General features: G+C 61.3%; 11 protein-coding genes. 7 read left to right on the plus strand and 4 right to left on the minus strand.

Annotated features, from left to right (window positions below; all coding sequences use genetic code 11):
* Nucleotides 1-83: 83 nt before the first annotated feature.
* The 7 genes from cobG (at nucleotide 84) to ACWKWE_RS20030 (ending at nucleotide 7,099) form a co-directional block, all read left to right on the plus strand.
* On the plus strand, nucleotides 84-1,520 hold the full coding sequence (gene cobG, locus ACWKWE_RS20000; RefSeq protein WP_483851469.1) for a precorrin-3B synthase: 1,437 nt from the start codon (nucleotides 84-86) through the stop codon (nucleotides 1,518-1,520).
* A complete protein-coding gene (locus tag ACWKWE_RS20005) occupies nucleotides 1,513-2,139 on the plus strand; it encodes a precorrin-8X methylmutase (RefSeq protein ID WP_166595946.1) in 627 nt (208 codons plus the stop codon). Before cobG ends, ACWKWE_RS20005 begins: the two co-directional genes overlap by 8 nt.
* Nucleotides 2,136-2,870: a precorrin-2 C(20)-methyltransferase gene (locus tag ACWKWE_RS20010; protein WP_401147624.1), complete on the plus strand. Its 735-nt coding sequence runs from the start codon at nucleotides 2,136-2,138 to the stop codon at nucleotides 2,868-2,870. Before ACWKWE_RS20005 ends, ACWKWE_RS20010 begins: the two co-directional genes overlap by 4 nt.
* Nucleotides 2,870-4,585, plus strand: a complete 1,716-nt coding sequence (cobJ, locus tag ACWKWE_RS20015) for a precorrin-3B C(17)-methyltransferase (RefSeq protein ID WP_483851470.1) — start codon at nucleotides 2,870-2,872, stop codon at nucleotides 4,583-4,585. Before ACWKWE_RS20010 ends, cobJ begins: the two co-directional genes overlap by 1 nt.
* Before the next feature lie 336 nt (nucleotides 4,586-4,921).
* Nucleotides 4,922-5,692: a hypothetical protein gene (locus ACWKWE_RS20020; RefSeq protein WP_483851471.1), complete on the plus strand. Its 771-nt coding sequence runs from the start codon at nucleotides 4,922-4,924 to the stop codon at nucleotides 5,690-5,692.
* Between the two features lie 49 nt (nucleotides 5,693-5,741).
* The gene (locus ACWKWE_RS20025) at nucleotides 5,742-6,458 is read left to right on the plus strand and encodes a hypothetical protein (RefSeq protein ID WP_483851472.1); all 717 of its coding nucleotides are present in this window, start codon (nucleotides 5,742-5,744) and stop codon (nucleotides 6,456-6,458) included.
* Nucleotides 6,455-7,099, plus strand: a complete 645-nt coding sequence (locus ACWKWE_RS20030; protein ID WP_483851473.1) for a hypothetical protein — start codon at nucleotides 6,455-6,457, stop codon at nucleotides 7,097-7,099. The genes ACWKWE_RS20025 and ACWKWE_RS20030 overlap by 4 nt, the downstream gene beginning before the upstream one ends.
* A gap of 3 nt (nucleotides 7,100-7,102) precedes the next feature.
* Here the strand turns inward: ACWKWE_RS20030 and ACWKWE_RS20035 are convergent, their stop codons facing one another.
* The 4 genes from ACWKWE_RS20035 to purH all read right to left on the minus strand — a co-directional run bounded on the left by ACWKWE_RS20035 (nucleotide 7,103) and on the right by purH (nucleotide 13,763).
* Nucleotides 7,103-7,699, minus strand: coding sequence for a MarC family protein (locus tag ACWKWE_RS20035; RefSeq protein ID WP_166595941.1), 597 nt, complete (start codon nucleotides 7,697-7,699; stop codon nucleotides 7,103-7,105).
* Nucleotides 7,700-7,765: 66 nt separating this feature from the next.
* On the minus strand, nucleotides 7,766-10,561 hold the full coding sequence (locus tag ACWKWE_RS20040) for a response regulator (protein ID WP_483851474.1): 2,796 nt from the start codon (nucleotides 10,559-10,561) through the stop codon (nucleotides 7,766-7,768).
* Nucleotides 10,562-10,655: 94 nt separating this feature from the next.
* The gene (gene purD, locus ACWKWE_RS20045) at nucleotides 10,656-11,951 is read right to left on the minus strand and encodes a phosphoribosylamine--glycine ligase (RefSeq protein WP_483851475.1); all 1,296 of its coding nucleotides are present in this window, start codon (nucleotides 11,949-11,951) and stop codon (nucleotides 10,656-10,658) included.
* A gap of 204 nt (nucleotides 11,952-12,155) precedes the next feature.
* Nucleotides 12,156-13,763 carry a bifunctional phosphoribosylaminoimidazolecarboxamide formyltransferase/IMP cyclohydrolase gene (gene purH / locus ACWKWE_RS20050; RefSeq protein WP_483851476.1) on the minus strand — a complete coding sequence of 536 codons (1,608 nt, stop codon included), beginning with the start codon at nucleotides 13,761-13,763 and terminating at the stop codon, nucleotides 12,156-12,158.
* Nucleotides 13,764-13,823: the final 60 nt, after the last annotated feature.

The following is a 13,823-nucleotide window of genomic DNA, read 5'->3' on the forward strand; positions in this document are numbered from 1 at the left end:
GGGTTCTTTGGTGTGCTCACAGTCGGGGCTCTCCTCGGCGCATTCGGGTAACGCGCATTTCCCATCCGACAGACCGCCTTTTCATGCCTGCCGCCAAAGCAGGCATAATACCGCCCTCACAGATCCCGCGATCTGCACTTCCCGACCCGATCACGTCAGGTGACCCTTTGGCCGAGCCGCTGTCTGCTCGTATTCCCGTTGCGCCCCTACGCCCCTCGGCTTGTCCGGGGTTGTTGCGTATCGTCCCGGCGCTGGATGGGGGTATCTGTCGGATCAAGTTGCCCGGCGGCGTGATCACGGCTGGGCAGGCGTTCGCCGTGGCTGATGCTGCCGAGCACTTCGCTGGCGGAGTAATTGAGGCGACGAATCGCGGCAACGTGCAGATTCGTGGCATCGGTGCCGATCACGAGGGTTTGATCACGACGTTGATCGATGCGGGCCTCGGCCCAAAAAATCCCGCCAGCGATGACGTGCGCAACCTCATGCTGAGCCCCACGGCGGGTGTCGATCCCGAGCAACTGTTCGACGTGCGTCCGCTGGCTGCACAGCTCCTGAACACGCTGGAAACCCATCCCCGCTTTCACGAGCTGTCGCCGAAGTTCGCCGTGTCGCTGGACGCGGCCGAAGGCGTGGCGATGCTCGAACACCCTCACGATCTGTGGCTGTCAGCGCTGAACGTGGAGGACGAGACGCTGCTGGGCTTTGGCCTGGCGGGTTGTCCTGCGACCGGCTCGCCGCTGGCGGCGGTGTCGCTGGATGCCGGGCATGATCTGGTGGTGGCGGTTCTGGAGCTGTTTCTCGAACACGCGCGTCCCGATCAGACCCGCATGCGCCATCTGCTGGCCGACATGCCTGCCGATCAGTTCCTCGCACAGCTCTCGGAGCGTTTGCCGCATTCCGTGCGGCATGATCAAAAAGTAACCACGTGGCGTCGCTCGCCGATCAGACTCAATGCGCACATCGGGTTTTATCCACAGCGCCATCCGGATTTCACCTCGGTGGGTGCTGTCGTGCCTTTAGGGCGCTTGAATCCGTCCATGTTGCGCAGCGCTGCGACGCTCGCCGTTGAACTGGGCGACGGCACCGTGGCAATGACCCCGTGGCAGAGCCTGATGTTGCGCAATGTCCGCACTGAAAACGGTTCGCGTGCTGTCGACGGTTTACGTAAGGCGGGCCTGCTGTGCGACGCCGATCAAGCCCTGTCGCAGGTGATTGCCTGCACCGGCTCCGCCGCCTGCGGCAAAGGGTTGGCCGACACTAAGGCCGATGCGCTGCAACTGGCGGCCTGCCTGCAACGCGAGGGTGTCAGCCAGGCTGTGCACCTGTCGGGTTGCGACCGGTCCTGCGCCGCCGCTCATGTCGCGCCGATTACGTTGCTGGCGGTGTCCGCTGGCCGTTACGACCTGTATTTTCGCCACGCAGAACAGCCGGGTTTTGGCGAGCTGCGAGGGCGTGATCTCACTATAGAAGCAGTCGGTGCGTTGTTGACCGCCGACTCACGGAGCAACACCGATGATTGATTACATCCGCGACGGCCAGGAGATTTATCGCAACTCCTTCGCGATCATTCGCGCCGAAGCCCGTCTCGACACCATTCCGGCCGACCTGGAAAAGCTCGCTGTGCGCGTGATCCACGCCTGCGGCATGGTCGACGCGGTCGAAGGGCTGCGCTTCTCGCCCGGTGCTGGCACCGCAGGGCGTCAGGCCCTGGCGGCTGGCGCGCCGATTCTGTGTGACGCGCATATGGTGGCCGAGGGCGTGACCCGCGCCCGTCTGCCCGCCAACAATCAGGTCATTTGCACCCTGAAAAACGAAGGCGTGCCCGAGCTGGCCCGTGAGCTGGGCAACACCCGCTCTGCCGCCGCGCTGGAACTGTGGCGCCCGCATCTTGAAGGCGCGGTCGTGGTCATCGGCAACGCGCCGACCGCGCTGTTTTACCTGTTGGAGATGATCGACGCGGGTGCACCGAAACCTGCATTGATCCTCGGTTTTCCAGTGGGGTTCGTCGGCGCGGCAGAATCCAAGGACATGCTCGCCGCTGACAGCCGAGGCGTGCCGTACGTGATCATGCAGGGCCGTCGTGGCGGCAGTGCCATGGCTGCCGCTGCGGTCAATGCCCTCGCCACGGAGGTTGAATGATGCAGGCTCGCGGTCGTCTGATAGGTCTGGGCGTGGGGCCCGGAGATCCTGAGCTGATCACCGTCAAGGCGCTTCGCCTGTTGCGCGAGTCGCCGGTGGTGGCTTACTTCGTCGCCAAGGGCAAGAAGGGCAATGCGTTCGGCATCATCGAAGCGCATCTGCAAGACGCTCAAACGATGATGCCACTGGTGTATCCGGTGACCACCGAAGTGCTGCCCGCGCCGATGTCCTACGAGCAGATCATCAGCGATTTTTACGACACCGCCAGCCTCGACGTTGCCGCGCATCTGGATGCCGGTCGTGACGTGGCGGTCATCTGTGAGGGTGACCCGTTCTTCTACGGCTCCTACATGTACCTGCACGACCGGCTGGCTGAACGCTACGAAGCTGAAGTGGTGCCGGGTGTCTGCTCGATGCTCGGCGGCGCTTCGGTGTTGGGCGCGCCGTTGGTGTATCGCAACCAGAGTCTGTCAGTGCTGTCGGGTGTGCTCTCGGCTGACGAGCTCAAACGCAAACTGGTGGACGCCGACGCGGCGGTCATCATGAAGCTGGGCCGCAACCTGCCGAAAGTGCGCCAGGTATTGGTGGAAACGGGCTTGGCGGAACGCGCGCTGTATGTCGAGCGCGCCACCATGAGCAATCAGAAAATCGTGCCGTTGGCCGAGGTCGATCCGATGTCGTCGCCGTATTTCTCGCTGATCATCGTACCCGGCGAAAGGTGGCAAGGCTGATGGGAGATTCCAGTCATAAAGCCCCTGCCATCGTCATTTTGGGCAAGGGCGCGCTGAACACGGCGCGGCGTATTCAACAGTTGTACCCGGATGCGTTGATTCACGGGTTGGTCGAGCGCGTTGAAGGGGTTGACCAAAGCTATTCCGATTTTGGCGCGACGCTTCGTCAGCTGTATCAACAGGACACGCCGATCATCGCCCTGTGTGCGGCGGGCATTGTCATCCGCACCCTTGCGCCGATGTTGCTGGAGAAAGGCGCCGAGCCGCCCGTTCTTGCCGTTGCCGAAGACGGCAGCGCGGTGGTGCCGCTTTTGGGTGGACTGGGTGGCGTCAACGTCATGGCTCGCGAGATTGCTGCGGGCTTGAACACAGCTGCCGCGATCACCACCAGCGGCGAGCTGCGTTTCGGAACCTGCTTGCTCAATCCACCCTCCGGCTACGCGCTGGGCGACCTGGAGTTGGGCAAGCGTTTCGTCTCTGATTTGCTCTCCGGTGAAAGCGTGCGCATTGAAGGTGCGGCGCCTTGGCTGGCGCAAGCGCAATTGCCGGAGGACGATCACGCGCATCTGGCGATTCATGTCGGGTATGCCGAGCGTGAGCCGTCGGCCAACGAACTGCTGATCTACCCGCGCAATGTGTTGGTGGCGGTCGAGGCATCGGTCGAGAACATCGCCGACGTTGTGAAGGCCACGCTGCACGAATCGCGCATCGCGTTGCCATCGCTTGCCTGCTTGCTGGCGGGTGAAAGCGACATGGCTCGCCCGCAATTGCATGCCGCCGCCGATGCTTTGGGTGTACCCGTGCGCTTTACCTCGACAGCGTCGCCGAGCGACATGGCACAGCAGGTCTTGCCCCAGTTACTACTGCCCCCGGTTACGCCCATTGAAGGCCTCGCCATTGCCGTCGCACCGCAACCGCTGGACATCGAAAAGATCGGTCGCGGACGCGGTCGGCTCGCCGTCATCGGCCTTGGCCCCGGTGCTGCCGAGTTCATGATTCCCGCCGTCAAGGCTGAGCTGGCGCGGGCCAACGATGTGCTGGGTTACGAAACCTACGTGCGCATGGCTGGGCCGTTTCGGACCGATCAAGTGCTGCATTGCACCGATAATCGGGAGGAAATGCAGCGCGCTCGCCACGCCTTCGAACTGGCCGCCCAAGGGCGCTCGGTGGTGGTCGTGTCATCGGGTGATCCGGGCGTGTTCGCCATGGCGGCGGCGGTGCTGGAAGCATTGCATGAGTCCGATGATCCACTGTGGCATTCGGTGGATCTGGAGATCCTGCCAGGGGTTTCAGCTTCACTGGCAACGGCCGCTCAAGCCGGCGCGCCACTGGGGCATGACTTCTGCGTGATGTCCCTGTCGGACAACCTCAAATCGTGGGAAATCATCGAAAAGCGTCTGGACCTCGCCTGTCAGGCAGACCTGGCGCTGGCGTTCTACAACCCGATCTCCCGCTCCCGCCCATGGCAGTTGGGGCGTGCGTTGGAGATTGTCCGTCAACATCGCACGCCAGAAACGCCGGTGACCTTGGGGCGTGACATTGGCCGACCGGGCCAGACCTTGCGCGTGATCACGCTGGGCGAACTCACCCCCGAGCAGGTCGACATGCGGACCATGGTGTTGATCGGCTCATCGCTGACCACGACCTTTCCTCGCTCGGAGGGAGGGCAGTGGGTGTACACGCCGCGTTGGTACTGCGCCAAGCCCACTCACTGATACGCAGGCATGAAGGAGGGAGACTTCGGAATCCCTCCTTATCTGCGTCGGAAAGGGCATTTCTGCGATGGGAAAGATCCTTCCCTGAAGTCTGGAAAAATCATCCAGCCGAGCGCGCATCTTTTCCACGGTGTTAACCCCTCATTGTCAGTCCGATCACTCTATGGTCAGAAGCTCCCGGCGTGCGGGCGCTTCAGGTCGTGGTACGCATTTGCTCACGTTTATTTCGACGCTCAATCGTGAGCGCATGTAACGGCTGGTACAGCGTTCCAATCCTCCGTTTGCGCTAGGGTGCTCACGTCCACGACGGACAACTTTTCTTAAAAGGACTTAGCAATGAACAACCAAGAGTTTCTGGATCACCTGGCCTGCGTGCCTTCCCTGGACTCCATCCCTCCTGCCATCACTGCGCGCACTGCACGCACCGACCTGATCGATCCGGCCAGCGGCGCTGTGGTAGGTCAGGCGGTCCTCGGCTTTGTCGCAGGCATGAGCCAGCAAGCCCGTGAGGACGTGCTGGACACCTTCACCTACGCCACCCTGGCGGCGGACAAGCGTTACAACGTCGTGAGCGACAATGGCGAGTGGTACAAGACCTTCCGTTCAGCCATGACCCGCGCGTTGAACTGGGCGCCTCAAGACATCGCGTTCGTCAGCCACTCCAGCCGCGAACGTGTCTTGACCATGGACAAGATCGGTCTGGAACTCATCGCTTCTTCCATCGCCGCTGTCGGCACTGGTGGGGCGGCAGGACCGCTGATGCTGCAAATCGCCGGTGACGCTGTCGAGGCGCTGAAACAAGGGGATGAGCCGGTCCGTCTGTTCAACAGCCGCACCAAAAAACCGGGTGGCGCCCGTTTCATGGTGGGCGGGTGCAACGAAAGCGCAGACGGTGTCATCACGCTGGCCGTGGCCGCAGTCGAGGCGAAAACCCGGATCAACGTCACTAACGTTCTGTTCGTCAACTGGAACTCGGTGGCTGTCGACCTGAACAAAAGCGCCGACGTCTTTATCTTCAATCAGTCGCTGTACGCCCACCGTCGCGAGCTCGTTCGTCAAAAGCTGCTCGAAGCGTCCGACGCGGCCTTCATGGAATTCCCGATTTAAGGGACAGGGCCGCAGCCTGTTCTGCGGCCCTTTTTTCACAGGAGTGAGCATGATGACTCAGGACATCGTGGAAACGTATTTGAATGATGGCGTGTTGATGATGTTTGCCGCGCCCGTGGATCAGGCTTTCAAGCGCGATGTGATGGATTCCAGCCTTTACGCGCAACTGGCCGCGAGCAAGCAGCACGACAGATTCACCCACTACCGCGAGTGGCAGACGACGCTTTTAAAAGCCATGACAACATTCGGCTGGTTGCGGCTGGACCTCTCGGACAAACACGGGATCACGGACGAGACGTTTGTGGTGGCCGACCGGCTTCGGGAGCTATTGCCCGATTCGTTTGCCTTTTTGCGCGGGAAGAAGCTGGACACTTTTTTAGCGTCTCTGTGCGTCACCCACGCCAGCAAGATTGCCCAGGTGATGGTGGCGCAAGACGCTCAGGTAGCAGCAAGCCCGTCAGGCTCTAAAGCCGGAAACGCGTCGTGTGCTGAACCCGTATCGTCTGTCGTACTCCAGGTCGCCTTCGTGCTGCCTTCGCGACAAAAGTTCTTGCTCTGTGTGGCATTCGAAACCCTGGAACCCGTCGCGGCCAACCCATTCGCACAGCGCTTGACGAAGAGCCGGTTGGTGGGGGAAGTCAGGTCGTTTGGTTTCGTCGGTACGCTGGATGACCTGCGCTATGCGCAATTTCGAGAGCGGGTGGACGCGGCACTCGCGGGCAAACGCGCTGGGTTGTCGCACGCCATCCAGGGGGTGGAGCCATGAAGGGGGCGAAGGGTGCAATCGTCGGCTCCAGCATGGTTTCGCTGTACAACGGGATCGACGCGCAAGACCGCGACGATATTTTCGACTGCCTGCTGTATGCCGATGTGTTCGCAAGCCGTTTTCACGACCAGAGAAAGGACTATTCCAACTGGCTGTTTCGCTACCGCAGACGGTTGGAAACCCGAGGCTGGCTGCTGGAAAACCCGATCAGGCATACGCCTCACGTCATTTTTCGAGCTTCGGACCTTGATGCGGCCACGTTCCACGTCATCGACTCGACGGGGGCGAGGGCACTCGCGGATCTGGCGCATGCCACATGGCGATCGACAAGGATCAATCATCATGCGGATCATTTTTTCAGCCGAAGCTCACAGGACGGTGAACTGGCCCGCTTTCAAATGGTGCCGTGCATGAGCGATGCCGACGGGACGGTTTTGATGTTGATCTGCGCCATCCGACTCACCGGCTCGGTCGACATCCGGGACTTCGAGTTCTGGACCGAAACCCGCCGTGAAATGCTCCTGCGCATCAGTGGCGGGGTGTACCGCTTTGATCGGGCGGTTTACGAGAAATACCGGGAGGACGTCCGCACACAACTGATTGGCAGCTCCGACCGGGCGATCGAGGAATTCCCCATCTGACCGTCACGGCACCAGATAGCCCTTGATGCCTGTGAAAATGATCTGAGCCGCCAGCGCGCAAACGAACAGCCCCATCAAGCGGCTGACGATCTGCAAGCCCTGATCACCCAGAATACGTTCGATGCTGTGGGAGAGATAAAGCACCACACCCACCGTGAAGCTCGCCAGCGCAATGCTCACGATCGCGGTGAGTTTGTCGTCCCAGTGGGGCTGGCTGACGCCCATCACCAGCAATGCGCCGATGGTGCCAGGACCGACGGTGATAGGGATAGTCAGGGGGACGATGGCAACGTCCTGCTGCACGTTGTCGGTCTGCACGCCGGACTTGCCTTGCGCCATGCCCAACGCCGAAATGAACAGCACGCTGCCGGCGCCGATACGGAAGGCGTCGGCGGTGATGCCGAACACCCCGAAGATCACCCGACCGAACAGGTACAGCAACACGCTGGACACCAATGTAGCGAAGGCAATTTTCCACGCCAGATAGCGGCGCTCTTTACGCGAATAACCGCGGCTCAGACTGATAAAACACGACAGGACGAAGAACGGGCTGTAAAGCACCAGCATCTTCAGATAAACGCTGAACAGCACATGAAGCATGGTTTGAGCTCGTGGCGGCAGACTCGGACGGGAAGAAGTCTATCAGGCGTTGAGCGAGGAGGCGGGTCAGTTTTGCTGATAGCGGTCTTGATCGTCAGTGTCGTCGCCACTCTGACGGCGCGCCCGTTGCTCGACCCAGTGTTCCACCAGTTCCCGCAGCTGCGAGAGCTCTACCGGTTTGGACATGTGGCCGTCCATGCCGGACTGGCGGGCGCGGTCTTTGTGCTCGGTCAGAATGTGCGCGGTCAATGCCACCACAGGGGTGCGGAGCCGCTGGTTACCCAGCTCCCAGGCGCGCAACTGCTGGGTGGCAGAGAAACCGTCGAGGATCGGCATTTCGCAATCCATCAGCACCAGGTCGTAGCGCTGGGCTTTCATGGCTTGCAGGGCTTCTTCGCCGTTGCTGGCCGTATCCGGTTGCAGGTTAAGCTTGCCGAGCATGCCACGAATCACCTTCGTGGAAATGCTGTTGTCTTCGGCCACCAGAATCCGGAAGTCGCTGGGCACGTCCACTTCGCCGAGGACGGCTGGAGAAGGAGGGTAAGGCGCCTGGCCCTTGTTGCGTTGATTCAATTCGTCCGCCAGCGTGGTCTTGAGCGTGTAACCCGCGACGGGCTTGGCGAGGATGCGCTTGACCCCGGCGTTGCGTGCAATGACTTTACTCGGAGCGTTGCTGATGCCGGTCAGCATGATCAACAGGATGTCGTGGTTGAGGCTCGGGTCTTCCTTGATCTTGGCGGCCAACTGCATGCCGGTCATGCCAGGCATGTTCTGGTCCAGCAGCACGATATCGAAGTAATCACGCAGGTGGGCCTTGGTGCGCAGCAAGGCGAGTGCCTCTTTGCCAGACGGCACGGCGCTGACGTTCAACCCCCAGGCGCTGCACTGCTGCACCAGCACTTTGCGGCAAGTGTCGTTGTCGTCCACCACCAGCACTCGCGCACCCTTGAGCGGGCTGTCGAGGTCAGCCGGTGGTTGCTCCAGGCGTTCAGGGTCCAGCGGCAGGCTCAGCCACAAGGTGCTGCCTTGGTTGCTGCCGCTCTGAATGCCGAATTCCCCGTTCATCAACAGGATCAACTGGCGGGCGATTACCAACCCCAAATGCCCACCGACCTTGCTGGCCGCGAGGAAATTCTTGCTGTGCAGTTCCGCGTGGAGCAGGGCGTCGCGCTCCTTGGCGGTCAGCGGCGTGCCGCTGTCCTGAACGGCGATGCGCAGCCGCGGTTTGCCGCCCCGAGAATCGAGCGCGACGACCAGCAGAATCTCGCCCTCGTCAGTTTTCTTGAGGGCGTTTTCCAGCAGGCTCAGCAGGGTTTGACGCAAGCGGGTCGGGTCGCCGCTGATCACGCGGGGCACCTGCGGCTGAATGAAGCTGATCAGCTCGACGCTTTGCTGTTCGGCTTTCGCCCGAAAAATACTCAGGCAGTCCTCGATCATGGCGTTGAGGTCGAATTGCACATCGTCCAGCTCGATCTGCCCGGATTCCAGCTTGGTGATGTCGAGAATCTCGTTGATCAGCGTCAGCAGCTCATTGCCCGCGCTGTGGATCGTCTGCACGTAATCGCGCTGTTTGACCGACAGGGGTGTGCCTAATAGCAGCTCGGTCATGCCCAGCACGCCGTTCATGGGCGTGCGGATTTCATGGCTGATCTTCGCCAGGAATTCCGCCTTGGCGTTGATTTCGGCCGTGCTGGCCGCAAGTTCTCGGCTGATGCTGAAGTTGTCTTCGGTGATGCTGCGATGGCGCTCGCTCAGGGCAATGCTCATCAGCAGGCCGCACAGGCAGAACATGCCCAGGACGGCGATGATCAGGGTCTGCGCAGCGATGGTCGTGAGCCACAGCATCGCAGGCAGAACGACCAGATTGCCGAGATTGAACACGATCATCGCGATCACGAACGGTCGTGCCGGTCGGTAGCCTTTTTGCAGGTGATAGATCGACACCAGCGTGATGGTCAGCGTGGTCAGCGCCACCAGCAAGAACGTCATGATGTTCAGCGGCAGGGTATCGACGAACAGCACCAGCAGACCGCCGAAGCCGACGATCAGCAGTACGCTCATCAGCAGGCGATTGAGTGTTTCGGCGCCTCGCTGAATGAAGAAACAGTAGGCGTACATCAGTCCCGTGGCAGCCGCCATCAGCAAGGCGAGGTGAGCGCTCGGGGTTTGTGCGAGGTGCCAATGGGGCAGCCATGACGCTTGCAGGTTCAGCAGCAACAGCGCGCTGAGCCCGAGAAAACCTTCACACGCCGCCAGCCATAGACTGCTCACCGAGCGCGATTGAGCGTAGCGGGTGATGTTCTGCACGATCAGCATGATCAGCGAACCGAAGAACAGCCCGAGCAACAGTGGACGGCGCTCGTCGGCCGCACTGGCTACGGCAGATTCCAGCGAAATGTTCGGGCGCAGCTCTTGCTCGGATTTCAGACGCAGATAAAGGTCCAGCGGCCTGTCGCTTTGCGGCACGGGGAGCAGAAAGTCGATAGAGGGCAACGGTTGTGCCGCCCGTGGGACTTTGTTGCCGGAGCGCGAGTGATCGATCAGGGCTTCGCCGTCGATGACGTACATGTCGACGGTGGCAAGATCGGGCGCGAAGATGCGCATCAGTTGTTCGTGATCGGTCGGGGGGAGGCGATAGTGCAGCCACAACGCGGCTTCACGGCTGATGGCGCGAACCTGGTCGAGTTCGACCGGGCTGAACTGAGTGTCGTAATGGGGGGAGCGGATGTCGCTGAGTTGCAGATTGGCCTGGTCGTCGACAAGCGTTGACCACCCCGCGCTGACCTCGGCCGAAGCCGTGGGCACACAGAGGAGGGTCATCATCGCGATGATCGAACAAGCGGCAATCCTGAGCCAGCGCACGGCGAAATCCCTTCGTGAATGAAGCCAGTTACCCTGGTGCGGCCCAGAATGATCGGACAGTCGCCTGGTTTCAGGCGACTGTCCGGCCTCGGACTTACTCCAGGTGTTCGCCGCGTTCCCGGGCAATGGCGCGGTAGCCAATGTCCTTGCGGTAGAAACAGCCTTCCCAGTCAATCTTTGCAGCCAGTTCATACGCCTGCTTTTGCGCGTAGCCAACGGTGTCGCCCAGTGCAGTGGCACACAGGACGCGGCCACCGGAGGTCACGATCTGACCGTCTTTCAACGCAGTGCCCGCATGGAACACTTTGCCCGGCAACGCTGCAGCAGCGTCCAGGCCGTTGATTGCGGCGCCCTTGGCGTAATCGCCAGGGTATCCGCCTGCCGCCAGCACGATGCCCAGGCTCGGACGTGGGTCCCACTGGGCTTCCACTTTGTCCAGAGCTTGCGCCAAAGCGGCCTCGACCAGCAAGACCAGGCTCGATTGCAGACGCAGCATCACCGGTTGGGTTTCCGGATCGCCGAAGCGGCAGTTGAATTCGATGACCTTCGGATTGCCTGCCTTGTCGATCATGAGACCAGCATAGAGGAAGCCGGTGTAAACGTTACCTTCGTCGGCCATGCCTCGGACGGTCGGCCATATGACCAGATCCATCACGCGCTGGTGCACGTCAGCGGTCACGACGGGAGCAGGGGAGTACGCACCCATGCCACCGGTGTTCGGGCCGCTGTCGCCGTCGCCGACGCGTTTGTGGTCCTGGCTGGTGGCCATCGGCAACACGTTCTTGCCGTCAACCATGACGATGAAGCTCGCTTCTTCGCCGTCCAGGAATTCTTCGATCACGACGCGGGAACCGGCATCACCGAAGGCATTGCCCGCGAGCATGTCGCGCACGGCTTCTTCAGCCTCTTCCAGCGTCATCGCGACGATCACGCCTTTACCGGCGGCCAGGCCGTCGGCCTTGATCACGATCGGCGCGCCTTTCTCGCGCAGGTACGTCAGCGCAGGCTCGATCTCGGTGAAGTTCTGGTAATCGGCCGTCGGGATTTTATGGCGTGCCAGGAAATCCTTGGTGAAGGCCTTGGAGCCTTCCAACTGGGCGGCACCCTTCGTCGGACCGAAACAGTCCAGGCCACGGGAGCGGAACAGGTCCACGACACCGGCGACCAGCGGGACTTCAGGGCCGACGATGGTCAGCGAAACGTTCTTCTCGGCGAAGTCGGCCAGTTGTTCCAGGGCCAGCACGTCGATGGCGACGTTCTCGCACTTGGCTTCGATGGCGGTCCCGGCGTTACCCGGCGCGACGAAGACCTTCTGCACGCGAGGGTCCTGCGCGACCTTCCAGGCCAGCGCGTGTTCACGGCCACCGCTGCCGATGATGAGTACGTTCATTTTAAAAACCTCGATGACGCTAATGCTGTGGGTGTCGCCTGGTATCTGCGGTTCGCAGATCCTGTAGGAGTGAGCTTGCTCGCGATCGGACGGTACAGCCGACGTGGATCCGGCGTCAGGAACATCGCATCGCGAGCAAGCTCACTCCTACAGGAGATGGCGTGCAATCCGGCAGCCGCGTGTATTAACGCAGCTGACGTCGTATCAATGCCTAAAGTGGCGCATGCCCGTAAAGACCATCGCGATGCCTGCTTCGTCAGCGGCAGCAATGACTTCTGCATCACGCATCGAACCACCTGGCTGGATCACCGCCGTGATGCCGACCTTGGCCGCGTTGTCCAGACCGTCGCGGAACGGGAAGAACGCGTCCGATGCCATTACCGAACCTGCGACCTGCAGGCCAGCGTGTTCAGCCTTGATGGCAGCAATACGGGCAGAGTTCACGCGGCTCATCTGGCCTGCGCCGACACCGATGGTCTGACGGTTCTTGGCGTAGACGATGGCGTTGGATTTCACGTATTTGGCGACTTTCCAGGCGAAGATCAGGTCGTGGATTTCCTGCTCGGTCGGGGCGCGTTTGGTCACGACTTTCAGGTCGTCGGCGCTGATCATGCCGATGTCGCGGCTCTGCACCAGCAGGCCACCGTTGACGCGTTTGTAGTCCCACGCCGGTGCACGTTCCGCATCCCACTGGCCGCTGGTCAGCAGGCGCACGTTGGCTTTGCTGGCGACAATGGCCTGGGCTTCGGCGCTGACGCTCGGGGCGATGATCACTTCGACGAACTGACGCTCGACGATCGCTTTGGCGGTCTCGGCATCCAGCTCACGGTTAAACGCGATGATGCCGCCAAAGGCGGATTCGCTGTCGGTGGCGTAGGCCAGTTCGTACGCCTGGCGAATGCCGCCTTCGGCGTCCGGGCTGACAGCAACGCCGCACGGGTTGGCGTGCTTGACGATGACGCAGGCCGGTTTGACGAAGCTCTTCACACATTCCAGCGCGGCGTCGGTGTCGGCCACGTTGTTGTAGGACAGTTCTTTGCCCTGCAGTTGGGTCGCGGTGGCGATGCCCACTTCGGCAGGCTTCGCTTCCACGTAGAACGCCGCGCTCTGGTGCGGGTTCTCGCCGTAGCGCATTTCCTGCGCCTTGATGAACTGGGTGTTAAAGGTGCGCGGGAATTGGCTGCGGCCTTCAGTCGAAAGCGTTTCGGCGCCTTGATCGACGCTGCCCAGGTAGTTGGCGATCATGCCGTCGTAGGCGGCAGTGTGTTCGAACGCCTTGAGCATCAGGTCGAAGCGCTGGGCGTAGGTCAGGCCACCGGCCTTGAGGCTTTCCAGCACCTGGCCGTAGTCGCTGGCGTTGACCACGATGGCCACGTCTTTGTGGTTTTTCGCGGCCGAACGGACCATGGTCGGGCCGCCGATGTCGATGTTCTCGATGGCGGTCGGCAGGTCGCAGCCAGGCTTGGAAACCGTGGCTTCGAACGGGTACAGGTTCACGGCCACCAGGTCGATCGGCTTGATGCCGTGCTCGGTCATGATCGCGTCGTCGGTGCCGCGACGGCCCAGGATGCCGCCGTGGATTTTCGGGTGCAGGGTCTTGACCCGGCCGTCCATCATTTCTGCGAAGCCGGTGTAATCCGCGACTTCTACCGCTGCGACGCCGTTGTCCTTGAGCAGCTTGAACGTACCGCCGGTGGACAGAATCTCGACGCCAAGGGCTTCGAGTTCACGGGCGAACTCAAGGATACCGGTCTTGTCGGAAACGCTGATCAAGGCGCGGCGGATCGGCAGGCGGGTCGTCTGGTCGGTCATCTCAACTTCCATCAAAAGCAAAAGAATTCAGCAAAAAAAACGACCGCATCAACGTGGGTC

It is taken from the genome of Pseudomonas salicis (assembly GCF_057128705.1).

Excerpts from the sequence above, each read along its gene's own strand:
- cobG (WP_483851469.1), top strand. The coding sequence starts at position 84 with ATGCCTGCCGCCAAAGCAGGCATAATACCGCCCTCACAGATCCCGCGA.
- ACWKWE_RS20005 (WP_166595946.1), top strand. The coding sequence starts at position 1,513 with ATGATTGATTACATCCGCGACGGCCAGGAGATTTATCGCAACTCCTTC.
- ACWKWE_RS20010 (WP_401147624.1), top strand. The coding sequence starts at position 2,136 with ATGATGCAGGCTCGCGGTCGTCTGATAGGTCTGGGCGTGGGGCCCGGA.
- cobJ (WP_483851470.1), top strand. The coding sequence starts at position 2,870 with ATGGGAGATTCCAGTCATAAAGCCCCTGCCATCGTCATTTTGGGCAAG.
- ACWKWE_RS20020 (WP_483851471.1), top strand. The coding sequence starts at position 4,922 with ATGAACAACCAAGAGTTTCTGGATCACCTGGCCTGCGTGCCTTCCCTG.
- ACWKWE_RS20025 (WP_483851472.1), top strand. The coding sequence starts at position 5,742 with ATGATGACTCAGGACATCGTGGAAACGTATTTGAATGATGGCGTGTTG.
- ACWKWE_RS20030 (WP_483851473.1), top strand. The coding sequence starts at position 6,455 with ATGAAGGGGGCGAAGGGTGCAATCGTCGGCTCCAGCATGGTTTCGCTG.
- ACWKWE_RS20035 (WP_166595941.1), bottom strand. The coding sequence starts at position 7,699 with ATGCTTCATGTGCTGTTCAGCGTTTATCTGAAGATGCTGGTGCTTTAC.
- purD (WP_483851475.1), bottom strand. The coding sequence starts at position 11,951 with ATGAACGTACTCATCATCGGCAGCGGTGGCCGTGAACACGCGCTGGCC.
- purH (WP_483851476.1), bottom strand. The coding sequence starts at position 13,763 with ATGACCGACCAGACGACCCGCCTGCCGATCCGCCGCGCCTTGATCAGC.